The 22182-nt window shown below is 71.1% G+C and carries 21 protein-coding genes and 1 pseudogene; 13 read left to right on the top strand and 9 right to left on the bottom strand.

The features are described from left to right. Positions 1-99: 99 nt before the first annotated feature. Positions 100-1125, top strand: a complete 1026-nt coding sequence (locus CP970_RS04695; RefSeq protein WP_055552974.1) for a multicopper oxidase domain-containing protein — start codon at positions 100-102, stop codon at positions 1123-1125. A gap of 98 nt (positions 1126-1223) precedes the next feature. Here the strand turns inward: CP970_RS04695 and CP970_RS45485 are convergent, their stop codons facing one another. From CP970_RS45485 to CP970_RS04685, 3 genes are all read right to left on the bottom strand, one after another. Further along, entirely contained in the window at positions 1224-1349 is a 126-nt protein-coding gene (locus CP970_RS45485) for a hypothetical protein (protein WP_263406790.1), read from the bottom strand. Between the two features lie 113 nt (positions 1350-1462). Next, positions 1463-1909 (bottom strand): DUF6082 family protein, encoded by a 447-nt coding sequence (locus CP970_RS04690; RefSeq protein ID WP_224059160.1) that lies wholly within the window; start codon positions 1907-1909, stop codon positions 1463-1465. A gap of 19 nt (positions 1910-1928) precedes the next feature. Next, positions 1929-2705: an IclR family transcriptional regulator gene (locus CP970_RS04685; RefSeq protein WP_055552972.1), complete on the bottom strand. Its 777-nt coding sequence runs from the start codon at positions 2703-2705 to the stop codon at positions 1929-1931. 440 nt (positions 2706-3145) lie between these two features. On the opposite strand from CP970_RS04685, the gene CP970_RS04680 reads away from it, so the two are divergent. The 7 genes and pseudogenes from CP970_RS04680 to CP970_RS04650 all read left to right on the top strand — a co-directional run bounded on the left by CP970_RS04680 (position 3146) and on the right by CP970_RS04650 (position 10172). Further along, positions 3146-4252, top strand: coding sequence for an ABC transporter substrate-binding protein (locus CP970_RS04680; protein ID WP_107099058.1), 1107 nt, complete (start codon positions 3146-3148; stop codon positions 4250-4252). Positions 4253-4262: 10 nt separating this feature from the next. Beyond that, on the top strand, positions 4263-5249 hold the full coding sequence (locus CP970_RS04675) for an NrtA/SsuA/CpmA family ABC transporter substrate-binding protein (RefSeq protein ID WP_055552971.1): 987 nt from the start codon (positions 4263-4265) through the stop codon (positions 5247-5249). A gap of 188 nt (positions 5250-5437) precedes the next feature. Then, positions 5438-6354, top strand: a pseudogene (locus CP970_RS04670) (ABC transporter permease). Beyond that, positions 6351-7064: an ABC transporter ATP-binding protein gene (locus tag CP970_RS04665; protein ID WP_055555896.1), complete on the top strand. Its 714-nt coding sequence runs from the start codon at positions 6351-6353 to the stop codon at positions 7062-7064. Before CP970_RS04670 ends, CP970_RS04665 begins: the two are co-directional and overlap by 4 nt. Further along, entirely contained in the window at positions 7065-7931 is an 867-nt protein-coding gene (locus CP970_RS04660; RefSeq protein WP_055555898.1) for an ABC transporter substrate-binding protein, read from the top strand. 3 nt (positions 7932-7934) lie between these two features. Beyond that, positions 7935-8999 (top strand): LLM class flavin-dependent oxidoreductase, encoded by a 1065-nt coding sequence (locus CP970_RS04655; RefSeq protein ID WP_055555904.1) that lies wholly within the window; start codon positions 7935-7937, stop codon positions 8997-8999. Between the two features lie 177 nt (positions 9000-9176). Beyond that, complete coding sequence (locus CP970_RS04650) at positions 9177-10172, top strand: LacI family DNA-binding transcriptional regulator (protein ID WP_224059158.1); 996 nt, start codon at positions 9177-9179, stop codon at positions 10170-10172. Between the two features lie 31 nt (positions 10173-10203). On the opposite strand, the gene CP970_RS04645 is transcribed toward CP970_RS04650, so the two are convergent. Further along, positions 10204-11442 carry a glycoside hydrolase family 64 protein gene (locus CP970_RS04645; protein ID WP_150492989.1) on the bottom strand — a complete coding sequence of 413 codons (1239 nt, stop codon included), beginning with the start codon at positions 11440-11442 and terminating at the stop codon, positions 10204-10206. 239 nt (positions 11443-11681) lie between these two features. On the opposite strand from CP970_RS04645, the gene CP970_RS04640 reads away from it, so the two are divergent. Together CP970_RS04640 and CP970_RS04635 are read left to right on the top strand one after the other, a co-directional pair. Next, positions 11682-12479 carry a VOC family protein gene (locus tag CP970_RS04640; protein WP_055548893.1) on the top strand — a complete coding sequence of 266 codons (798 nt, stop codon included), beginning with the start codon at positions 11682-11684 and terminating at the stop codon, positions 12477-12479. A 147-nt stretch (positions 12480-12626) separates the two neighbouring features. Then, entirely contained in the window at positions 12627-12875 is a 249-nt protein-coding gene (locus CP970_RS04635; protein ID WP_191094872.1) for a WhiB family transcriptional regulator, read from the top strand. Positions 12876-12920: 45 nt separating this feature from the next. On the opposite strand, the gene CP970_RS04630 is transcribed toward CP970_RS04635, so the two are convergent. Both CP970_RS04630 and CP970_RS04625 read right to left on the bottom strand, forming a co-directional pair. Further along, the gene (locus CP970_RS04630) at positions 12921-15392 is read right to left on the bottom strand and encodes a prenyltransferase/squalene oxidase repeat-containing protein (RefSeq protein WP_055548898.1); all 2472 of its coding nucleotides are present in this window, start codon (positions 15390-15392) and stop codon (positions 12921-12923) included. A 57-nt stretch (positions 15393-15449) separates the two neighbouring features. Next, entirely contained in the window at positions 15450-15908 is a 459-nt protein-coding gene (locus CP970_RS04625) for an Lrp/AsnC family transcriptional regulator (protein WP_055548900.1), read from the bottom strand. 62 nt (positions 15909-15970) lie between these two features. Here CP970_RS04625 and CP970_RS04620 point away from each other — a divergent pair, with 62 nt between their 5' ends. The 3 genes from CP970_RS04620 to CP970_RS04610 are packed head-to-tail and all read left to right on the top strand — an operon-like array spanning position 15971 to position 17913. Next, positions 15971-16732: an AzlC family ABC transporter permease gene (locus CP970_RS04620; RefSeq protein ID WP_150492987.1), complete on the top strand. Its 762-nt coding sequence runs from the start codon at positions 15971-15973 to the stop codon at positions 16730-16732. Then, positions 16725-17054, top strand: a complete 330-nt coding sequence (locus CP970_RS04615) for a branched-chain amino acid transporter permease (RefSeq protein WP_055551493.1) — start codon at positions 16725-16727, stop codon at positions 17052-17054. Before CP970_RS04620 ends, CP970_RS04615 begins: the two co-directional genes overlap by 8 nt. Before the next feature lie 34 nt (positions 17055-17088). Beyond that, positions 17089-17913, top strand: a complete 825-nt coding sequence (locus CP970_RS04610; RefSeq protein WP_055551495.1) for a thioesterase family protein — start codon at positions 17089-17091, stop codon at positions 17911-17913. A gap of 6 nt (positions 17914-17919) precedes the next feature. Here CP970_RS04610 and CP970_RS04605 read toward each other — a convergent pair whose 3' ends face one another. From CP970_RS04605 to CP970_RS04595, 3 genes are all read right to left on the bottom strand, one after another. After that, a complete protein-coding gene (locus tag CP970_RS04605) occupies positions 17920-18894 on the bottom strand; it encodes an acyl-ACP desaturase (protein ID WP_055551497.1) in 975 nt (324 codons plus the stop codon). A 162-nt stretch (positions 18895-19056) separates the two neighbouring features. Continuing rightward, positions 19057-19830, bottom strand: coding sequence for a dimethylargininase (ddaH, locus tag CP970_RS04600; protein ID WP_055551500.1), 774 nt, complete (start codon positions 19828-19830; stop codon positions 19057-19059). A gap of 38 nt (positions 19831-19868) precedes the next feature. Beyond that, entirely contained in the window at positions 19869-22181 is a 2313-nt protein-coding gene (locus CP970_RS04595) for an ATP-binding cassette domain-containing protein (protein WP_055551502.1), read from the bottom strand. Position 22182 lies beyond the last annotated feature (1 nt).

Below are 22182 nucleotides of genomic sequence, written 5' to 3'. Positions count from 1 at the left end.
CCTCCGTACCGCAGTGGGGAGTTCGGCATGGACAGACGGAGTCAGGACCGGCGAGGTTCGGACCGGCGCGGGTTCGACCGGCGGAGCTTCAACCGGCGGATGCTCGTGGGCGGCGCGGCAGCGGCGGCCGGGGTGACATCGTTGTCGGTCGCGGGTGCGCCCGAGGCGAGCACGGCCGAGGCGCCGCCGAGGACCGCGCCCGCGGGCGGTGAGGTCAAACGCGTCAAGATGTACGCGGAGAAGCTCCCCGACGGACAGCTGGGCTACGGCCTGGAGAAGGGCAAGGCGTCCATCCCGGGACCGCTGATCGAGCTGAACGAGGGCGACACGCTGCACATCGAGTTCGAGAACACGACGGACGCCGACGCCAGCTTGCACGTCCACGGCATGGACTACGAGATCTCCAGCGACGGCACCCGGCACACCAAGAGCCATGTCGAGCCGGGCGGCAAGCGCACCTACACCTGGCGCACGCACGCGCCGGGCCGCCGCAAGGACGGCACCTGGCGGCCGGGTACCGCGGGCTACTGGCACTACCACGACCACGTGGTCGGCACGGATCACGGCACCGGCGGCGTCCGCAAGGGGCTCTACGGCCCGCTGATCGTGCGCCGCAAGGGCGACATCCTGCCGGACAAGACGTTCACGATCGTCTTCAACGACATGACGATCAACAACAAGTCCGGCCACGACAGCCCCAACTTCGAGGCCACCGTGGGCGATCGGGTCGAATTCGTGTCGATCACGCACGGCGAGTACTACCACACGTTCCACGTGCACGGTCATCGCTGGGCGGACAACAGGACGGGCCTGCTCACCGGGCCCGACGACCCCAGCCAGGTCCTCGACGACAAGATCACGGGACCGGGCGACTCGTTCGGCTTCCAGGTCATCGCGGGGGAGGGCGTGGGCGCGGGTGCCTGGATGTACCACTGCCATGTGCAGAGCCACTCGGACATGGGGATGGCGGGGCTGTTCCTGGTGAAGAAGGCGGACGGGACGATTCCGGACTATGAGCCGCATCATGCGGGGGCGGCGTCGAAGGGGTCCTCGGGGGCCTCCAAGAGCTCCTCCGAGGCGAAGGAATCCTCGGGAGCGGCGGAGCACGAGCACCACCACGGATAGGCGTGGGCCGACGGGAGAGGGCAGCCCGCCGCCGACGACGTATGGGGGTCCCCCCGCCGGCGGCGTATCCGCTGCCCTCCGGACCGCTCGCGCACTCCTCAGAGATCGTGGCGGAACAGCTCAATGATCACGGCCCATAGGGCGCGAACGCCCAGACCTGCCGCTACTCGTATCGCTATTTCCCGTTTGATCCCTGCCCGCTTGGACGACGGCTTGTCGGCCATATCTCCTCCTTTGTCGGTAAGGGCGTGCCACCTGTGAGGTGGGGCGCCCTTTCCCCCTGATGGGAAGAGATGTGCTCAAGGTACCGGCGGAGCAGGGGAGTTCGGAAGTGCCGCTATGCGTTGCGCGTCACCGCGTGCTGATACCGCGCGTCCACGAGGGTCACGAAGCGGCCGCTTCTGCCGGAGCTCGCAGCGGCCATGAGAGCCGTCCAGAACGAGCGGTTCTCGCGCCAGTACCGCTTGCCGACCTCTCCGCTGAAGAAGACGTCGAGCGTCATGGAGAGTTGTTCGTCGTTGAGGTCCTTGACGATGTAACAGGAGTGCCACCAGGTGACGATCAGTCCGGCGAACATGACCTGCCGGGCCTCCTCCTGGGGAAGCGCCGCGAGCCCGCCGCCCCAGCACATGCGCAGGTCCGAGTCGTGGATGGCCATGCCTATCAACTCCCGGTGATAGGCCCGCACGTTCTCCTCTCTGAAGAGTCTCGTCTGTTGCGACTGATAGACGAGGGATATCACGACACTCAACAGTGCTGCGGCTGAGATGATCAGCGAGATCACAGCTGTCAATTGCCTCACCTCATGAATGACTCCGGTCGCCCGGTGGCAGCAGCAGGATCTCCAGGGCGCGGGCGCAGCCCCGTGCCCTGGAGAGGAACCAGTCGGTTCTGTCGTCCGTGATCAGTTCCGGGGTCGCGCGCAGGGCGAGGGCGAAGCGGGCGTGGCCCGTGCGGTCGAGTACCGGTACGGCCAGGGTGCGTACGCCGTGTGCCGACTCGCCGTCGTTGCGGGCGTGTCCAGCGGTTCTCACGCGGGTCAACTCGGCTTCCAGCGCCGCCGGTTCGACGATCGTCCGCTCGGTGAACGCGAACAGGGGCGGGAGTGACGAAGGGCCGCCCTCGCCGGGGCGCGCCCAGGCGAGCAGGACCTTTCCGAGTGCCGTCGAGTGCAGTGGGCGGCGCAGGCCGACCTTCGGGGTGACCGAGCCGCCCGCCACGATCACCGCGTGTGGTCCGCTGCGCAGCGCCAAGTCGGCGGTGACGCCCGTGCGTTCGGCCAAGTCGGTGAGTTCGGGTGCGGCCAGGTGGAGGCCGCGCTGGTGGTACGAGAGGCGCCCCAGCTCGGTCACGGCCGGACCCAGGCGGTAGCGCGCCGTGCGGAAGTCCTGCTCCAGGAAACCGGCGTCGAGCAGGGTGCGGGCCAGGCGGTGCGCCGTCGAGACGGGCAGCGCCAGGCGGCGGGCGAGGTCGGACGCACTGAGGTCGGGGCCGTTGTCGTGGAAGCAGTGCAGGACGTCGAGGGCGCGCCGCACCGCCTGGGCGCCGGTGGGGCGGCGCGGTGCGGTGGCCTCGCTCATGGGGTGTGCCTCTCCTGGTGTGCGTGCTTGTTCTGTGTGTGGAGCCTCTTGCTCTCCGCTCCAATTCTCTGTGCCGCTTCCCACATTACGGCAGCGGAATCGGGCCCAAACAGCCTGGTGAAACACCCTGTTCACGCTCGCTCCCACATCGTGGGAAGCGGCTTGATGAGGGGGCACGGTCCGTGCCAGTCTGCGGTCGTCACCACCACGAGCGCCCGTAGAACGGGAGAGGGGAGCAGCGCCATGCGCGGTCGTCGTCGTACCGCAGCGCCTGCCGCCCGCCCGGTTCCGGTCGCCTTCACGCTGCGCCGCCACATCGATCTGGCCCGCGTGTCCAGCGCCGCCTGTCGCTGACCCTTCGTCTCCGCCGGTCCTTTCGCCGCTGCCCGCTGCTTTGCGGTCCCTCGGCGGCGCCGCCACACCTCCCCCGGGAAGAGTCCATGACCCATGCCCTCGTGCCCCCTGTGCCGGAAACGCTCTGGTTCACCCGCTGTCCGGTGCCCACCGCGACCGGCATAGCGGCCGATCAGCGGTGGCTGAACGCCGAGTTCGCGCGGGACGGCATCGCCGTACGGTCCCTTCAGGATCTGGATCCGGACGCCGCCGACCCCGCCGTGGACCGACAGGCCCACTACACGCACGCGCTGCCGGGACTCTTCCGCGAGGGCGGCAACGTGCCCGCGCTGTGGGCCCGTTCGCGCGGCGAGCGGACGCGGCTCGTCGGCCTCACCTGGATCGAGGAGCGTCAGGCCGTGCTCGTCGCGCCGGGATCGGGGACCCGCGGTGCCGCCGCGCTGCGCGGCCTTCGCCTCGCGGTGCCCCGGCATGCCGTGGCCATCGACTTCTGGCGGGCCATGGCGCTGCGCGGTTTCGACGGCGCGCTCGCGTCGGCCGGGCTCGGTCTCGGTGACGCCGCGCTGGTCGACGTACCGGCACGGGGGTACGAGGGGCAGTGGGCCGCGGAGCTTGCGGCGCTGCGGCGCGGGGACGTCGACGCCGTCTATGTGAAGGGTGCGCTCGCGGTCGAGGCGGCCCGGCGCGCGGGGGCCGAGGTCGCCGTCGAGCTGGACGAACTCCCCGACCGGGCACACCGCGTGAACAACGGCACGCCCCGCCCCATCACGGTCCACCAGGACCTGCTCGACGACCACCCGGACCTCGTGGCGCGCTTCCTCTCCGTGCTCCTTCGCGCCGCCGACTGGGCGGCGGACCACCCCGCCGACGTCGCCCGGATCCTCGGCGCGGAGACGGGTGCGGGCGCGGCGGGCGTCGCGGGCGCCTACCGTCCCGGCACGCACCGCACCCTCCACCCCGACCTGTCCGAGGAGCGCATCGGGCTGCTGGCGCGGCAGGAGGAGGGGCTGCGCGCGCACGGCTTCCTGCCCGAACCCGTCGACGTACGCGCGTGGACGGATCACGAGCCGCTGCGGCGTGCCGCCGAACTGGTGTGTGCGGAGCCGGAGTTCACCGCCGGGCCCGGGCCGTCCCGTACGACCCCCACCGCTACCGCGCCGCCGCCCCCGTCGCCCCGTACGGCCTCACACTAAGGACCCCGTCATGCGCATTCCGAAACTCCTGGTGGCCCTCGCGGCCCTCGCCGCGCTCGCGGGCTGCGGCACCTCAGAGGCCGATTCCGGCGGGGAGGGCGGCGGACAGGTCACCGTCCGCATCCCCGACCCGGGGAACGCCGGTGTCCTCGCCCTCGGCAAGAAGGACGGCAGCCTCGCCGAGGCACTGGCGAAGGCCGACGCGAAGGTCGAGTGGACGGGCAGCGCCGGTCCCTTCGCACCGGCCGCGCAGGCCATGAACGCCGATCAGCTCGACATCGCGACGGGCTCGATCACCTCCGGCATCACCTCGCTCGCGCAGACCCCCGGCTTCCGGTTCTTCACCGCCACCGCGCCCGACCCGGTCGGCGAGGGCATCCTCGCGAAGAAGGGCTCCGGCATCGACGGTGTCGAGGACCTGGTCGGCAAGAAGGTCGCCGTCAACCAGGGCGGCACGGGCGAGTATCTGCTCCTGAAGGCGCTCGCCGAGCACGACATCCCGGCGAGCGAGGTGGAGCGGGTCTATCTGCGGCCCGACCAGACCGCCGCGGTCTTCAACACCGGCAAGGTCGACGCCTGGGCGGTCTGGGCGGCGTACGCCGTGTCCGAACTCGGCAGCGGGAAGGCGGAGTTCGTCGCCGACGGCAAGGAGATCGGATCCGACAACTACAGCCTCACCGCCGTCCGCACTGCCTTCGCCGAGCAGCACCCGAAGGTGGTGAAGGCGCTCTACGACTACCTCCACGAGAACAGCGCCAAGGAGAAGAAGGACCCGGCCCGCTACCTCAACGTCACCACGGACGCGGGCCCGCAGGCGCTGAGCGGCGACGCCAAGCGCATCCAGACCGACTTCACCGCGCGGGGCGGCACGGTCGAGCCGATCACCCCCGCCGACATCAAGCGCTTCGAGGCCGTGGCCCGGTTCTACGCCGAGCAGAAGGTCACCAAGAAGACGGTCGACATCGCGTCGCACGTGCTCGATGTGGAGCGGCTGTGAGGGCGGGGCGAGGGGGCGGGGCGCCTGTGCCCGCGCCCGCGCGGAGGGACTCGGCGCCTGCCGCGCCGGCCGCGGGCGCCGTGCCCGCACACGCTGTGAAGGGTTCGGTGCCTGCCGTGCCTGCCGTGCCTGCCGCGCCTGCCGCGCCCGGCCGGTCCGCCGAGCCCGCCGCGTCTGCCGAGTCCGGTGTGCCCGAGGCGAAGGGCGTAACCAATACGGCGCCCACGGCACCCGCACCCGCCACCCCCACCGAATCCACCGAAGGACCACGCCCGCGCCCGACCCCGCCACCCGGCCTCGTCACCCCCGCCCACCCACCTCTCGCCCCCGCCCCCGCGCCTACTCCCTGACCGTCCGCACCCTCGGGCCCTTCCTCCTCCTCGCCCTCTGGTGGGCCGCGTCCGCGAGCGGGCTGCTCACCCCGGACGTGCTCGCGTCGCCCGCCGAAGTGCTGCGTGCTGTAGGGGAGTTGTGGGGGAACGGACAGTTGTCCGACGCGCTCGTCACCTCGCTCACCCGGTCCGGGCTCGGACTGCTCATCGGGCTCGCCGTCGGGCTGACCCTCGGCATCGTCACCGGGTTCACCCGGCTCGGTGACGAGCTGCTCGACTCCTCGATGCAGACGCTGCGCACCATCCCCTTCCTGTCTCTCGTGCCCCTCTTCATGGTCTGGTTCGGCATCAACGAGACCGCGAAGGTGCTGCTCATCGCGGTCGCCACGACCTTCCCGATGTACGTGTCGACCTCCAGCGGAGTCCGCGCCACCGACCGCAAACTGGTCGAGGCGATGCGCAGCTTCGGCATGGGCAGGATCGGCATCGTCAGGGAGGTCGTCCTGCCCGGGGCGCTGCCCTCGCTGCTCGCGGGCCTTCGGCTCTCCATGACGCTCAGCGTGATCGCGCTGATCGCCGCCGAGGAGATCAACGCCACCGCGGGCATCGGCTACTTGATGTCGCAGGCGCAGAGTTTCGCCAGGACCGACATCCTCGCCGTCTGCATCCTCGTGTACGGAGTGCTCGGCCTGCTCGCCGACGGCCTCGTACGTCTCCTGGAGCGGGTGCTGATGCCGTGGCGCCGCGCCGGTCAGGGGGTGGTGGCGCGATGAGCACCGCCGTCCACGTCGCCGGACTGCGCCGTGCCTTCGGGCAGCGGGCCGTCCTCGACGGGCTCGATCTCACCATCGAGCGGGGCGAGTTCGTGGCCCTGCTCGGCGCGAGCGGCAGTGGCAAGACCACGCTGCTCCGCATCCTCGGCGCCCTCGACCGCGCCGACGGCGGTGACGTCCTCGTACCCGAGTCGCGCACCGTCGTCTTCCAGGAGCCGCGTCTCGTACCGTCCAAGCGGGTCCTCGCCAACGTGACCGTCGCCCTGCCCCGCGGCCGCGCCGAACAGGGCCGCACCGCGCTCGCCGAGGTCGGTCTCGAACGGCACGCCGACGCCTGGCCCGCCACTCTCTCCGGTGGCGAGGCGCAGCGCGTCGCCCTCGCGAGGGCCCTGGTGCGCGAGCCCGAACTGCTGCTCCTGGACGAGCCGTTCGCCGCCCTCGACGCGCTCACCAGGCTCCGGATGCAGGACCTGGTCGGCGAGCTGTGCCGGGTCCACCGCCCCGCCGTGCTGCTCGTCACCCACGACGTGGAGGAGGCCGTACGCCTCGCCGACCGGGTCTGCGTGCTCCGCGAAGGGCGCCTCGTCACCGACGAGACCGTCGCCGCCGAGCGTCCGCGCGACCCCGGGGACCCCGCCTTCGCCGCCCTGCGCCGACGTCTTCTGAACGACCTCGGAGTCCACACCCCCGACCCCACTGGAGTGAGCTGAATGACCATCACCATCGGTGTCCACAACAGCAATCCGACCCTCTACTACCTCTCCCGGCTCGACTACGCCCAGGAGGAACTGGCCGCCGTCGGCGAGAGCGCCGCCTTCCACACCTACGTCAACGGCGTACGCACCGGACAGCTCCTCACCGAAGGCGTCATCGACTTCGGAGGCACGGGTTCGACGCCTCCGGTGACCGCGCAGGCGGCGGGACACGACATCGTGTACACCGCCGTCTCCGCTCCCCGCCCCGACCACGGCGCGCTCTTGGTCGCCGAGGACAGCCCGGTGCGTACCGTCGCGGACCTGAAGGGCGGCACCGTCCACCTGGCCATCGGCTCCTGGCAGACCCACCTGATCGCCAAGGCCCTCGACGACGCGGGCCTTTCGTACGCCACCGACATCACCCCCGTACGCGGTGGCGAGGACAGCGAGAGCCTGCTGCGCGCGGGCGGGATCGCCGCCTGGGTCGCCCAGGGCGCGCAGCTCGTCGCGGCCCTGCGCGCCGGGGGAGTGCGCGTGGTGGTCCGCACCGGGGACGTCATCACCGACCGGTCCGTCTTCTTCACCCGCCGCGAACTGGCCGAGGAGCGGCCCGAGATCGTCGCCGCGCTCACCCGGGCGCTCCAGCGCGCCGACGACTGGGCGGCCGCCCACCCGCGCGAGGCCGCCGAGATCGCCGCCGCCCATCAGGGCGGCACCGTCGAGGACTGGGAGAGCGCGCTGCGCGCCCTGCCCTGGCGCATCGAGGAGGTCGGCGACGCCTTCGTCGCCGAACAGCAGCAGGCCGCCGACATCTTCGTGCGCACCGGATTCATCGACCGCCCGGTGACCGTCGCCCACGCCCTGCCCCGGAAGGCGGCGTAGCGCATGGCATCGGAAGTCCTCTGGTACATCATTCCGCGCGAAGGCGCCTACCCCTGGGAGCCCGAAGGGCGCAGGCCCGTCGACCTCGGCTACCTCCGGCGACTCGCGGGCACCGTGGAGGGCCTCGGCTTCTCCGGCGCCCTGCTCGCCACCGATCTGTACGACGTGTGGCCACTCGGCAGCGCCCTCGCCGCCTCGACGTCCACCGCCTTCAAGCCGCTCCTGGCCGTCCATCCGGGCCTGATCTCGCCGACCCTGCTCGCCAAGATGGCGCTCAGCTTCGACACCCTCTTCGGCGGGCGGCTCCGCTTCAACGTCGTCAACGGCTCCACCAAGTCCCTTCAGGAGTACGGACTTCACGTGGAGCACGACGAACGCTACGAGCTGAGCGCCGAGTACTGGTCGATCGTCAAGCGCCTGACGGCCGGTGAGGTCTTCGACCACAAGGGCCGCTTCTACGATCTGAAGGACGCGGGCGCCTCCTTCCGCGAACTGCGTCCCGTCCAGGAGCCGCACGTCCCCCTCTGGTTCGGCGGTTCGTCGGCGCCGGGCATCGAGATGGCGGCGGAGCACGTCGATGTCTATCTGACCTGGGGCGAGCCCCCGCACCTGCTCAAGGAGAAGCTGGACCTGGTCCGTGCGCGGGCCGCCGCGCACGGGCGGACGCTGCGGATCGGACTGCGCCTGCACCTGATCGTGCGGGACACCGAGGACGCGGCATGGGCCGCCGCCGACCGGCTCCTGGACGTCACGAGCAAGGCGACGTACGCCCGTCAGCTCGGCGACCGCGCGGGCGAGGACGGGGTGGGCTGGCAGCGGCAGTTCCGCGAGCACGGCGGGAAGGTCCCTGCGCGCGCCAGGGAGCTGGAGACCCATCCGAACCTGTGGCCCGGCATGAGCCTGTTCCGGCCGGGCCCGGGCACGGCCGTCGTCGGCTCGGCCGCCCAGGTCGTGGAGCGCCTGAAGGAGTACGAGGCGCTGGGAGTCGACACGTTCATCCTCTCCGGCAACCCGCTCTTGGAGGAGGCCTACCGGGTCGCCGAGACCGTGCTTCCCGCACTGCGCTAGGGCGTTGGGGGCAGTTCTCGGGGCATGGTGGCGCCCTCGCGGGGCAGGTCCCGGAGCCGATGCGGGAAGATGATGCCCGACGGCGACCGCCGACGGCGTCGTCCCGCGTCCGCCCGGAAGGAGAGACCACAGGTGACCGACGAGTCGAGCGCCGCGCCGCGTCCCACGCTGGAGGCCGTGGCCGCACGGGCGGGGGTCTCCAGGGCCACCGTCTCGCGCGTCGTCAACGGCGACGCGGGGGTGCGCGAGGTGCTTGCCGTGAAGGTCAGACGTGCGGTCGACGAGCTCGGTTACGTGCCGAACCGGGCCGCTCGCAGCCTGGTCACCCGGCGCCACGACGCGGTCGCCGTGGTGATCGCCGAGCCGGAGACGAGGGTCTTCGCCGACCCGTTCTTCGCGCTGCAACTGCGCGGCATCAGCAAGGAATTGACCGCCCAGGACGTACAGCTGGTGCTCCTGCTCACCGAGGGGCGGGACGATCACGAGCGGGTCGGCAGGTACCTCGCGGGCGGGCACGTCGACGGCGCGCTCGTCTTCTCGCTGCACCTGGACGACCCGCTGCCCGGCATCATCCGCCGCGCCGGGGTGCCCACCGTGTTCGGCGGGCGCCCCGGCTGGTCGGACCCCGTGTCCGGCGGGCCCGGCGCCCCGTACGTCGACTGCGACAACCGGGGCGGCGCGCGCGAGGCCGTGCGGCATCTGGTCCGCCTCGGGCGCGGCCGCGTCGCGCACATCACCGGGCCCCTGGACCAGACGTCGGCGGTCGACCGGCTCGACGGCTTCCGCGACGTCCTGGCCGACGCCGACCCGAGGCTGATCGTCGAGGGCGACTTCACCCCCGCGGGCGGCGAGCGCGCGATGCGCCGACTCCTGGACGTCTGCCCGGACGTGGACGCGGTCTTCGCGGCCAACGACCTGTCGGCGTCCGGCGCCCTGCGGGTGCTGCGCGAGCGCGGCAGGAGGGTGCCGGACGACGTGGCCGTGATCGGCTTCGACGACATGCTGCCGGTGGCCGAGCAGGTGGACCCGCCGCTGACGACGGTGCGTCAGGACATCGAGGGGATGGGGCGGTTGATGGCGCGGATGCTGCTCCGGGGGAGGGGCGAGGGCCCTGCCGCAAGCCCGACCGGTGTGGTGCTTCCGACGTCGCTGGTCCGCAGGGCCTCGGCGTAGCGGAGGGGGTGGAGCGGGCGCAGGGGCCGGGTCAGGAACCCACGCTCACCGTGAACCGCCGCGGGTTCCCGTCGTGCGCCGCGCCCGACACGTCCGGCTGTCCGTCGGGCCGTACGTCGTCGTACGGGAACGCGTACCCGATCGGGGAGTTGGCGTGCACCACCCGGGACCAGTGGTTGGTCACCGCGTCCCGGTAGTAGTCGCTGGAGGTCGTGCCGTTCGGCTGCTCGGGGTGGGTGAGCATGATGCTCCTGTTGAACCCGGCGGCGAGCCTGGCGAGGAGGCCCTTCTTGTCGTCGGGGTCGCCGGGGTTGTTGGCGAAGGGCCCGTGGTTGCAGGTGAAGATGTCCTTCGACGTGGGCTTGGCGAAGGAGTGGCCGCCGTTGAACGTCAGCACGTCGCCGCTGACGCGCCCGGTGAACACGCCCCTGCCGCCCTGGAGGTCGATCTTCAGGTCGGTGGAGCGGTACTTGTCCCACACCTGGTCGATGTAGCCGTTCCACAGGTCGCGGAACGGCATCTGGTCGGGCCGGTCGAAATAGGGGGCCATCAGGTTCTGCGGCGAGATGACGCGCAGGACGCCGCCGCCGTCACCGCGGATGACCAGCTTGTCCCACGGCTGCCCGTCCTTGCCTGTCTGCGCCGCCAGATCCGCGGCGATCTTGTCGACGGCGCCGTCGGGGAGCGGGGCGACGGTGTGGGTGCCGTCGCCCTCCAGGGTCAGGCCGATGGGCAGCGCGGTCACCAGGTCGACGTAGCTGATGTTGGCGTACAGCTGCTGCGGGTTGAAGGTGAACTCGCAGAACGACCACGTGCGCCCGTAGTTGGGGTCCTCGCGGGTGGCGAAGGCGGGCTCGACCAGGGAGGGACCGGGGTTGAGGAAGAAGTCGAGCTTGTCGTCGCGGACGAAGTAGACGCGGGCGCCGTACATCTGAGGCAGCGTCAACACCTTCGGCGCCGAACCGGCGGCGCCGAGCGGGATGGCGCAGTCGACGGGCAGCGGGGTCTGCGGCGCGGAGGGCGAGTCGGGCCGGTAGACGCCGCCGTCGGGCTTGAGCAGCACCCAGCGGTCCGTGCCCTGCTCGTGCCCGGTGACGTAGGCGCGCACCTGCCCGGGCAGCGATTTGTTCCGCAGGGCGAGCTCGCAGGTGGCGGGCGCGGCCGTGCTCCCGGCCTGGGCGCCGGGGCTGAGGGCGCTGCCCCAGACGGGATAGGTGAGGGCACCCGCGGCGCCCGCTGTGGCGGTCAGGAACGTTCGGCGCGATATCACGGAGGGTCTCCTGCGGTGGGGGGTGTGTGGGGGTGGTGCACCACTGTCGCGGCGGGGGAATGGGGCGTCAAGAGATGTGACTGAGAGCGCTCTCAGAAATCTTCTGCCTTCAGGAAATGACGACGTGAGAGGGGTCCAGGCGGTGCCGGAACCGCCAATCGGCAGGACGGCAGGCGGATTGTCAGTGGCGGGTGCCAGACTCAAGGGAACGGCAGTGAGATGCGACAAAGGAGTCGATCATGCTCAATAACCGTTTCGTCACCGGAGCACCTGTCTGGGTGGATATGTGTGCCCCGGATCTCGGCACCGTCAGCTCCTTCTACCGCGAGCTGTTCGGCTGGGAGCTCCAGCAGGGCGGCCCGGAAGTCGGCGGCTACGGCCAGTTCCGGATCGCGGGCAGGACCGCGGCGGGCGCGATGGCCGTCTCGGCGGACGAGGCCCCACCGTCCTGGACGCTCTACTTCCGCACACCGGAGGCCGACGCCACCGTGAAGTCGGTCGAGCAGGCGGGCGGCCGGGCGCTCTTCGAGGCCGTGGACATCACCGACCTCGGCCGCATGGCGGGCCTCGCCGACTCCGCGGGCGTGCCGTTCTCCGTGTGGCAGCAGGGACAGCTCAAGGGCCTCGATGTCCTGAACGAACCGGGCGGCCTGATCTGGGCCGAGCTGTACACCCCGGACGTCGCGGCGGCCACCGCGTTCTACGGCTCCGTGTTCGGCTGGGGGACCACCGAGGCGTCCTTCCCCGGGGGTTCGTACACGATGGTCCACCCGGCCGACGGCACCCCTGACGACATGTTCGGCGGCCTGGTGTCGCTGGACTCCGACCCCGCCGAGACGGCGGCGTACTGGCTGCCGTACTTCCAGGTGACCGACTGCGACGCCGCGGTAGCCACGGCGCGAGGGGCCGGTGGCGAGGTGCGGATGGAGCCGGTCTCCATGGAGGGCGTGGGCCGCTTCGCCAAGCTGGCCGACCCCGCGGGAGCCCGGTTCGCCGTGCTGCAGCCCTCGCCTCCCGGCGAGCAGATGGGGGCGTAGTCTTCGGTCCCCGCGGTTTCGGAGGGCTGCTTTCAGGGCAGCCCTCGTCGGGAGCCTCGTGCTGATGTCCGGCGGCGAAACACCGTCGGCCCTGTCGTTGATCGTTCGTTGATCGAACGTTTCGCGCGGCACGGCAGCATCGGCGGCATGTTGATCGAGATGACGGCCGAGCCCGAACTGGCCTGGCAGGAACAGGCGCTGTGCGCCCAGACCGGAGCGGACTTCTTCTTCCCCGAGCCCGGCAGCTCGGTGCGCGAAGCGAAGTACATCTGCCGGATGTGCGAGATGCGCCCCGCCTGCCTCGAGTACGCCCTCGCCAATGACGAGCGGTTCGGTGTCTGGGGCGGCCTCTCCGAGAAGGAGCGGTACGCCCTCAGACACCAGTCGGGCAGCTAGTGCCCGCGCTGCGCACGGGGCCCTTCGCCGCCGGCGAGGGGCCCTTCAGGCGTACGTCACCGTGAAGTGCCGCGTCCCCGCGGGGATGTGCACGTCGTCCCCGGACACCGTCAGCTGCCTGCCGTCCGCCGAAGCGGCCCGCACCCGTCCGAATCGGCACGGATAGACGTACCGCACCCGTTCCGGCGCCCGGGTGAGCTCCACCGCCACGGTCCGGTCGCCCGCGTCGTGGGTGAGCCGGTAGCCGAAGGGCTCGCCGAACAGCGTCGGCGCGGACTCCACCTCCACCGTGTCACCGTCCGGCACCCAGTGCGGGCGCACCCCCGGCGCGATGTACAGATGCGGATCGCGGTCCTCGTCCGCCTCGAAGAGCAGGATGTCGCGGAGCAGCAGCAGGTACTCGGCCGCCGCCCAGCCGTGCGGGATGTCCCCCATGTACCAGTGTCGCGACGGCACTTCGTGGAAGTCCGAGGCGATCGTGAAGGCGTGCTGCTCGTTCCACGCGCCGAGCGCCACCGCCCGTTCCTGGGTGCGCGGGAAGGCCGCGCCGACGATCCAGCCGAGCAGCGCGTCCATCCGCACCGGATCGCCCGCCAGCAGGTAGGCGTGCGCCAACTGCGTGGTCAGATAGGGCCCGTAGGCGTTCCACGCGGCCTCGTGCCGGTAGCCGCCCGCCACGAAGTGGGTGTACATGGTGTCGAGCGTGAAGCGCGCGGCCCGGTCGATGTCGGGCCCGAGCTTGCTGCCCATGTGCAGCCGCAGCGGATGGAAGAACGCGGCCGTGCCGATCATCGTCGAGTCGAGCCGCCCGGCGTCCGCGGGCCCGGTGGGGATGTAGGTCTCCCAGGCCCCGCGCCTCCGCTGCTCGTCGAGGACCCAGCGTACGGAGGCGGCCGTGGCGCGCTTCACGTCGTCGAAGGCCGCCCAGAGTTCGGGCACGTCGGGCGAGCCGATGCGCTCGGCGAGCCGCGCCGCCTCGTAGAGACCCGCGAGGGCCCACAGGTCGTCCCAGTAGTGCGGCTTGTCGCGCTCGCCCAGGTGTTCGGCGCTCCAGCCGCTGTGCAGCAGGCCGTACTGGTCGCGGTTGTCCCGCAGCCAGCGCGCGCCGTCGACGACGTACGGCGTGTACAGCTTGGTGCCGAACGCGGCGCCCCTGCCCAGCGTGCGGTCGAGGCGGCCGATCGCCCAGAGCGCCTGGCCGTTGCTGTCCCACTCGCGGTCGTCGCGCTCGTGCGGCCCGCCGTAGAAGCCGTACTCGGCGCACGGCCCGATCCGGCCCGTGCCCCGGTTGAACTTCAGCGGATAGTGCGTGCCCAGCTGGCGTTCGGCGAGCGCCGCGTCACCCACGAGCGAGCAGGCGGTGGCCTCCACCGACGAGTCGCGGATCCAGAACGAGTCGTAGACGGTCGGGCCCGGATGGATCTCGCCGTGGTCGGAGAGGATGAGCAGCTGCGAGCGCGCCTCGCGGAACAGATCCGTCAAGTGTCCGACAGGGCGTGGCAGTTGGGGCTGGACGCCCTGGCCGAGCAGCTTGGCCGTCCAGAACGCGCGGTTGCCCTCCTCCAGTTCGGCGGCCGGGGTGGCCCTGATCTCCGCGAGGTCGGCCGCCCCGCTGTACAGATCGACCGGCAGCCGTACGTCCAGTTCGAACATCTCGTCGTCGACGACCCGGAAGGGCCAGGCGAACGCCGCGCTGCAGAGCCCGGCGACCTGGTCCTGGGCCTGCCGCGCGCCGTTCAGCTTGCCGCCCATGACCAGGTCGTGGAAGGGGCTGTGGGCGAGGTAGGAGTCCGGGTCGAAGGAGAACTCCGGGTTGCCGTAGACGCCGTACTGCTCGGGAGCCGTGTCGAATACCGGGCCCCAGCCGCTGTTCGTCTCCACCCGGTTCTCCTCGGGCAGATGGCGCAGGAACGTCAGCCTCCGGTCGGTGATCCGCCGTCCGTTGCGGTCGTGCCGCTGGAAGCCGCTCGGGCCCGCGGGCATGACCGCCGCGCAGAGCCAGCCCTCGCGCGGCTGGCCGGTCGCGGTGCCCACGGTGAGCCGGGTCACCACGAGGTCGCGCTGCCGGGCGCCGATCGCCGTGGCGAACGTCCGCTGCACGAACTCGACGCCGTCCGGCGTGCGGAACTCGGTGAGGACCACCGGCAGATGCGGCGCCTCCATGCGCTGGCAGACCGTGCCGCCGTCGGTGAGCTGCGGCAGGTGCAGGGCACCGGTCGCCGGGTCGTAGAGGAAGAAGGACAGGCAGTACTTGTCGTAGACCGGCTCGATCTCGCCCGCCTGCCCGATCAGGGACTCCTGGCGGTGGTCCTTCACTCCCACCATGTGCCAGTAGCGGTACAGGGCGTTGGAGGCGAGCGCCGCCTCCTTGGATTCGTACGTCCCGGAGTCGAAGTCGTCGCTCCAGCGCCGGAAGGCCTGCTGCGTCCACCACGGGACGGGATAGGGCACCTGCGCCCTGCCCGCCCAGCTGCGCCACATGACCTCGTAGAACATCCACTCATGGGTCTGCGCCATGGGTTCACCCCCTCGCCCACCGTTGCACCGCGAGGGGCGTTCGTAAATCGGCTGCGGTCAGGGTCCCGGCTTCACCGTCTTCATGGTCAGGTGGGAGTCGACGCGCAGGACACAGGGGAGGCCGGTGAGCTTGCCGGTGAGGAAGGCCTCGTAGGCGGCGTGGTCGGCGACCGCGACGCGGATGAAGTAGTCGGGGCGGCCGAACATCCGCCGGACCTCTATGACCTCCTCGTAGGAGGCCACGACCTCCTCGAACTCCAGGTACGTCTTGCGGTCGTTGGCGCTGACCTCGACATCGATGAGGACTTCGAGGCCGCGGCCGAGGGCTTCGGTGTTGAGGACCGCGTGGTAGCCGGCGATGACGCCGGATTCCTCCAGGCGCTTGACCCTGCGCAGACAGGGCGGCGCGGTCAGGCCGACGCGTTTGGCCAGTTCGACGTTGGTCAGACGGCCGTCCTGCCGCAGGTGAAACAAAATTTCGTGGTCCAGGGCGTCAAGGCGAATTTCATTGCTCACGGGGCCATCATAGAGCCACTATCCGCAACCATATTAGGCGTGGATCTTTATAAAATGTCGGCATGCGAATAGCTCCACCCGTTGTCGGCGACACCCCCGCGCCCACCCCTGTCCCCACCTCCGCCCCACCCTCCCGGCCCCTCTCGGGGCTGCGCGTCGCACTGGGGGACACCGCTTCCGTAGGTCTCGCGTTCGTGCCCATCGGCCTCGCCTTCGGGGCGCTCGTCACCCAGTCCGGCATCGACTGGTGGTGGGCGAGCCTGTCCGCCGCGCTCATCTACGCGGGCTCGTTCGAGTTCCTGCTCATCGGCATGGTCGCCGCCGCCGTCCCGCTGGCCTCGATCGCCGCGACCGCCTTCATGGTGAACGTCCGGCACGTCTTCTACGCCCTGTCCTACCCGCTGCACCGCGTCCAGGGGCGGCTCGGCAAGGCGTACGGCACCTTCGCGCTCAGCGACGAGGCGTACGCCCTGACCTCGGGGGAGAAGGCCCGCTCCTGGCCGGGCCCGCGCATCATCGGGCTGCAGCTCCTGCTGCACCTGTACTGGGTGGGCGGCGCGACCGCGGGAGCCCTGCTCGGCTCGCTGATCCCCGAGGGCGTCACGGGCCTGGACTTCGCGCTGACCGCCCTGTTCACCGTCCTCGCCGTCGACGCCGTCCGGGACCTGCGCGGCGATCTGCCCACGCCGCTGCTCGCCCTGCTCAGCGCCCTGTTCGCCCGGCTGCTCTTCCCCGGCGAGCTGCTCCTCGCCGCCTTCGCCCTGTTCACCCTCGGGCTCCTGGTCCGCCACCTCGCCACCGGCAGGAGGCCCGGCCGTGCCTGACGCCCGCTATGCCGTCGCCGCGGTCGTCATCACCGCCGCCGTCACCTGGACGCTGCGCGCCCTGCCCTTCGCCGCCCTCGCCCCGCTGCGCGCGAGCGGCACCGTCCAGTACCTCAGCACCCGCATGCCCGCGGGCGTCATGCTGATCCTCGTCGTCTACTGCCTGCGCGACATCCCCCTCACGCAACCGCGCGCCCTGGCCCCGGTGGTGGCCCTCGCCGTCACCGTCGGGCTCCATCTGTGGCGCCGCAACGCGCTGTTGAGCATTGTCGGCGGCACGGCCGTCCATGTGATCCTGGCCAGCACGGTCTTCGCCACGTGAGGCCCCGCGGCCGCATCCGGAAAGGTACGCACCGTTGAACACCGGCAGTTACTACGAGCCCATCGACGAGCACCGCTACAAGCCCACCGCTCATGCCAGCGGCGCGTGGGACCCGGCGGAGCTGCACTTCAGCCCGCTGGGCGGCCTCATCGTCCACGCGATCGACCGGTATCTGGCCGCACGGCCGGAGAGCGGCCTCGTGCTGTCCCGGATCAGCTTCGACATCCTGGGGCGGCTCGCGCTCGACGAGTGCGAGATACGGGTGGAGAGCGTCCGCCCGGGCCGCACCATCGAACTGCTCGAAGCGGTCGCGTTCGTCGCCGACCGGCCCGTGGTGCGGGCGAGGGCCTGGCTGCTCGGGTCCGGTGACACGACCGCCGTGGCAGGTGGCGGCGCCGACGCGCTCCCGCACCCTGACACGCTCGAACCCTGGCCGCTGGCCGACCTGTGGCCCGGCGGGTACATCGCGTCGCTCGACGCCCGCGCCGTCGCGCCCCCGCGTCCCGGCCGTACGACGGCGTGGATCTCCACCGGCCTCGACCTCGTCGCGGGCCGGGACGTCAGCCCGCTCGCCGCCTACGTCGCGCTGGTCGACACCGCCAACGGCATCGCCGTCCGCCAGCCGCCCACGGCCTGGATGTTCCCCAACGTGGACCTGACGGTCCACCTCCACCGGCAGCCCGAAGGACGCTGGGTCGGACTCGACACCACCGTCACCTTCGGACCCACCGGGCAGGGCACCACGAGCACCGTGCTCCACGACATCGCGGGACCGGTCGGCCAGGCCCAGCAGATGCTCACCGTGCGGCCCCTGCCGGGCACCGGCACCCCGGGCACCGGCACCCCGGGCACGGGCTGATGCGGGTCAGGCGCCCCGCGCCGCCATCCGCGCCTTGCGCGCGGCCAGCTTCTCGTCGAACTTCGACGCCTCCGCGTCGAGCCCGCCCATGAAGAAGCCCAGCTCCTCCTGCGCCTTGAGGCCCTCGGGGCCGAGCCCGTCGATCTCCAGGACCTTCAGGAAGCGCAGGACGGGCTGCAGCACGTCGTCGTGGTGGATGCGCATGTTGTAGACCTCGCCGATGGCCATCTGCGCGGCGGCCCGCTCGAAGCCCGGCATGCCGTGCCCCGGCATGCGGAAGTTGACGACCACGTCGCGCACGGCCTGCATCGTGAGGTCGGGGGCGAGCTCGAAGGCGGCCTTGAGCAGGTTCCGGTAGAAGACCATGTGGAGGTTCTCGTCGGTCGCGATGCGCGACAGCATGCGGTCGCAGACCGGGTCGCCCGACTGGTGTCCGGTGTTGCGGTGCGAGATGCGGGTGGCCAGCTCCTGGAAGGCGACGTACGCGACCGAGTGCAGCATCGAGTGCCGGTTGTCCGACTCGAAGCCCTCGCTCATGTGCGCCATCCGGAACTGCTCCAGCTGGTCCGGGTCGACCGCGCGCGAGGCGAGGAGGTAGTCGCGCATCACGATGCCGTGGCGGCCCTCCTCGGCCGTCCAGCGGTGCACCCAGGTGCCCCAGGCGCCGTCGCGGCCGAAGAGCGAGGCGATCTCGTGGTGGTAACTGGGGAGGTTGTCCTCGGTGAGCAGGTTGACCACCAGGGCGATGCGCCCGATGTCGGTGACCGGGGACTGGCCCTTCTCCCACGCCTCGCCGTCCTCGAAGATCCCGGGGAAGTTGCGGGCGTCGGAGAACGGGACGTACTCGTGGGGCATCCAGTCCTTGGCCACCTTCAGGTGGCGATTGAGTTCCTGCTCGACCACTTCCTCCAGCGCGTAGAGCAGCCGGGCGTCGGTCCAGCTGTCCGCGCTGCTGCCGAGGTGGGGAGAGGTGATCGTCACGGGGGCTCCAGAAGGGGGACGGGAGTTCTTACGAGCGGGGAAGTGCGAGCGGTGCACTACCTACGGTGTCGTAGGTTACGTTGCCGTAGGTTAAACCCGCCGTAAAGGGTCTCCGGGCCACGGCCCCACCCGCCCCTGCCGCAACTACCGCCTCAATGCTGGTCAGACGTACAGGTCACGGAGCCGGACTGAGAGGCACGTCACACAGCCTTCGAGCTTCTCGAACTCGCTGATGTCCACCAGAACGGGGTCGAATCCGACGTCGGCGAGGAGTGCCGCGCTCTGCGGCGCGCTCGCCGACATCAGCAGTTTCCCGCCGCCGAGGAGCACCACGTGCGCGCCCGCCTCCTCCGGCACGGGCAGGAAGCGCGGGAAGAGCGAGGGGTGGTCGACGAGCGGCTCGTATCCGATGACCGTCCCGTCGGGCAGCGCCGTCACCGCGGACTTCAGATGCAGGACCCTGGTCACGGGCACGGCGACGACGCGCGCCCCCAGCGGTGCGAAGGCGGCCCGCAGCTGCCGCACCCCGTCCGCGTTGGTCCTGCCGCCGCGCCCCACATAGACCGTGTCGCCGACCTTCAGGACGTCACCGCCGTCCAGCGTGCCCGGCTCCCACACCCAGGCCACCGAGGCGCCGAGCCTGGCCACCGCCTCCTCCACGCCCGGCGTCTCGTCGAGGCGGGACGGGGCGCCGGGGCGGGCGATCAGCGCAACGTTGCGGAAGACGGCCACCGTGTCCTCGACGAACACCGCGTCCGGGCAGTGGTCGGCGGGCTCCACCTCCAGGGTCTGCCAGCCGTGGGCCGCGAGCGTCTCCACGTACGCGGCCCACTGCCGCAGCGCGAGGCCCGGATCGACCGGCGGGCGCACTCCGGTGACCAGGCCCTCGGCTATGCGCGGTCCCGGGCGGCGGATCAGGGCCTTCTTGCTGGGCACAGCGGCGACTCCCTACGGCGGCGGGGCAGTGCCGCACATCATGCAGCGTGCGCCCGCTCCCGGCCCAGAGCGCCGCGAAGATGATCCGCCGTGAACGACCCGGTGGCGTCCAGGAGTTGTGCGGGCGTGCCCTCGAAGACGATCCGCCCGCCGTGCTTGCCGCCGTCGGGTCCCAGGTCGATCACCCAGTCCGCGTGCTTGACCACGTCGAGGTTGTGCTCGACGACCACCACGGTGTTGCCCGCGTCGACCAGCCGGTCGAGCAGCGCGAGCAGCCCGTCGACGTCGGCCATGTGCAGCCCGGTGGTCGGCTCGTCCAGGACGTACGTCGTGCCCGTGCGGTGCAACTGGGTGGCCAGCTTGATGCGTTGGCGCTCGCCGCCGGAGAGCGTGCTCAGCGGCTGGCCGAGCGTGAGATAGGTCAGGCCCACGTCCCGCAGGGCGCCCAGACGGCGGCGTACGCCCTTGTCGTCGAAGCCGTCGCCGAGCCGGTCGAAGAAGTCCAGGGCCCGCTCGGCGGTCATCTCCAGGACGTCGACGATCGAGTGGCCGCCGACGGTGAGCCGCAGCACCTCCTCCTTGAAGCGGCGCCCCTCGCACGCCTCGCAGGTCGTGGTCACCGGATCCATGAACGCGAGGTCGCTGTAGATGATCCCGCGCCCCTGGCAACGCTCGCACGCGCCCTGCGAGTTGAAGCTGAACAGGCTCGCCCGCTCGCCGGTCTCGCGCGCGAAGAGCTTGCGCAGGGTGTCCATGATCCCGAGGTACGTGGCCGGGGTCGAGCGGCCCGAGATGCCGATCGCCGACTGGTCGACGACCACGGCGTCGGGGCGCGACCCGACGTAGGCCCCGGACACCAGCGTGCTCTTGCCCGAACCCGCGACGCCGGTCACCGCCGTGAGCACCCCGGTCGGCACCCGCACGCTCACGTTCTTGAGGTTGTGCAGATCGGCGTCCTCGATCCAGTGCCCGCCGGTCGCCTCGCGCGGGCGCTCCTTGACGCCCCTGGTGCGGCGCAGCTGGCGTCCGGTGAGCGTGTCCGCGCCGCGCAGCTCGTCCGGGGTGCCCTCGAAGACGACGAGGCCGCCGCCCGTCCCGGCCCTCGGGCCCATGTCGACGACGTGGTCGGCGACCGCGATCACGTCCGGGTCGTGCTCGACCACGAGCACCGTGTTGCCCTTGTCGCGCAGCCGCAGCAGCAGATCGTTCAGGCGCCCCACGTCGCGCGGGTGCAGTCCGACGCTGGGCTCGTCGAAGATGTACGTCATGCCGGTCAGGCTGGAGCCGAGGTGGCGCACCATCTTCAGGCGCTGCCCCTCGCCGCCCGACAGGCTGGACGTCTCGCGGTCCAGGCTGAGGTAGCCGAGGCCGATCGCCTCGATCCGCTCCAGGGCCGCCACCGCCGCCCCGGCGATCGGGCCCGCCACCGGGTCGTGGATCCGGCCGAGCGCGACGATGAGGTCGGTGACCTCCATGCGGGTGCAGTCGGTGATGCTCAGGCCGCCGATGCGGGTGGCCAGTGCCGCCGCGTTGAGCCGGGCGCCGTGACAGGTGGGGCAGCGGCCCTCCTGGAGGAACTCCTGCACCATGTCGCGGGTCTTCTGGGCGAGCGTCGACAGGTCACGGTTGAGGTAGAGCCGCTCGAAGCGGTCGGCGAGGCCCTCGTAGTCGATGTCCCGCGCGCCGCCGGTGTTGTTGACGTTGACCTTCTTGCTGCCGCCGCCGCGCAGCAGGAACTCCCGCTCGGCGGCGGTGAATTCACCGACCGGCTTGTGGGTGTCCAGGTCGGTGGTGTTCGTGTACGTCTGGCCCTGCCAGGTCCCCGCGGCGAACGGCGGGAAGAGGACCGCGCCGTCCGCCAGGGACTTGGCGGGGTCGAGGATGCGGCCGTAGTCGGGCCGCACCGTGCGCCCGAGGCCGTCGCACTCGGGACACATGCCCGACGGGTCGTTGAACGAGTACGCGGTCGCCCCTCCCGCGCTGGGTGTGCCGTGCCGGGAGAACAGCACCCGGATCACCGAGTAGATGTCGGTCATCGTGCCCACCGTCGAGCGGGAGTGACCGCCGATCGGCTTCTGGTCGACGACGATCGCGGGCGAGAGGTCCTCGATGGTGTCCGCGTGCGGCCGCTCGTACTTGGGCAGCCGGTTGCGGACGAACCAGGTGAAGGTCTCGTTCAGCTGGCGCTGCGACTCGACCGCGATCGTGTCGAACACGACCGACGACTTGCCGGACCCGGAGACCCCGGTGAAGACCGTCAGACGGCCCTTCGGGATGCGCAGGCTCACCTCCTTGAGGTTGTTCTCGCGGGCCCCTGCGATGGTGATGAACTGGTGGCTGAGCTGGTCCATG

It is taken from the genome of Streptomyces kanamyceticus, assembly GCF_008704495.1.
Taxonomy (GTDB): Bacteria; Actinomycetota; Actinomycetes; order Streptomycetales; family Streptomycetaceae; genus Streptomyces; species Streptomyces kanamyceticus.
The sequence above is the reverse complement of the archived record's forward strand: the minus strand, read 5'-3'. Positions and strand labels throughout refer to the sequence as shown.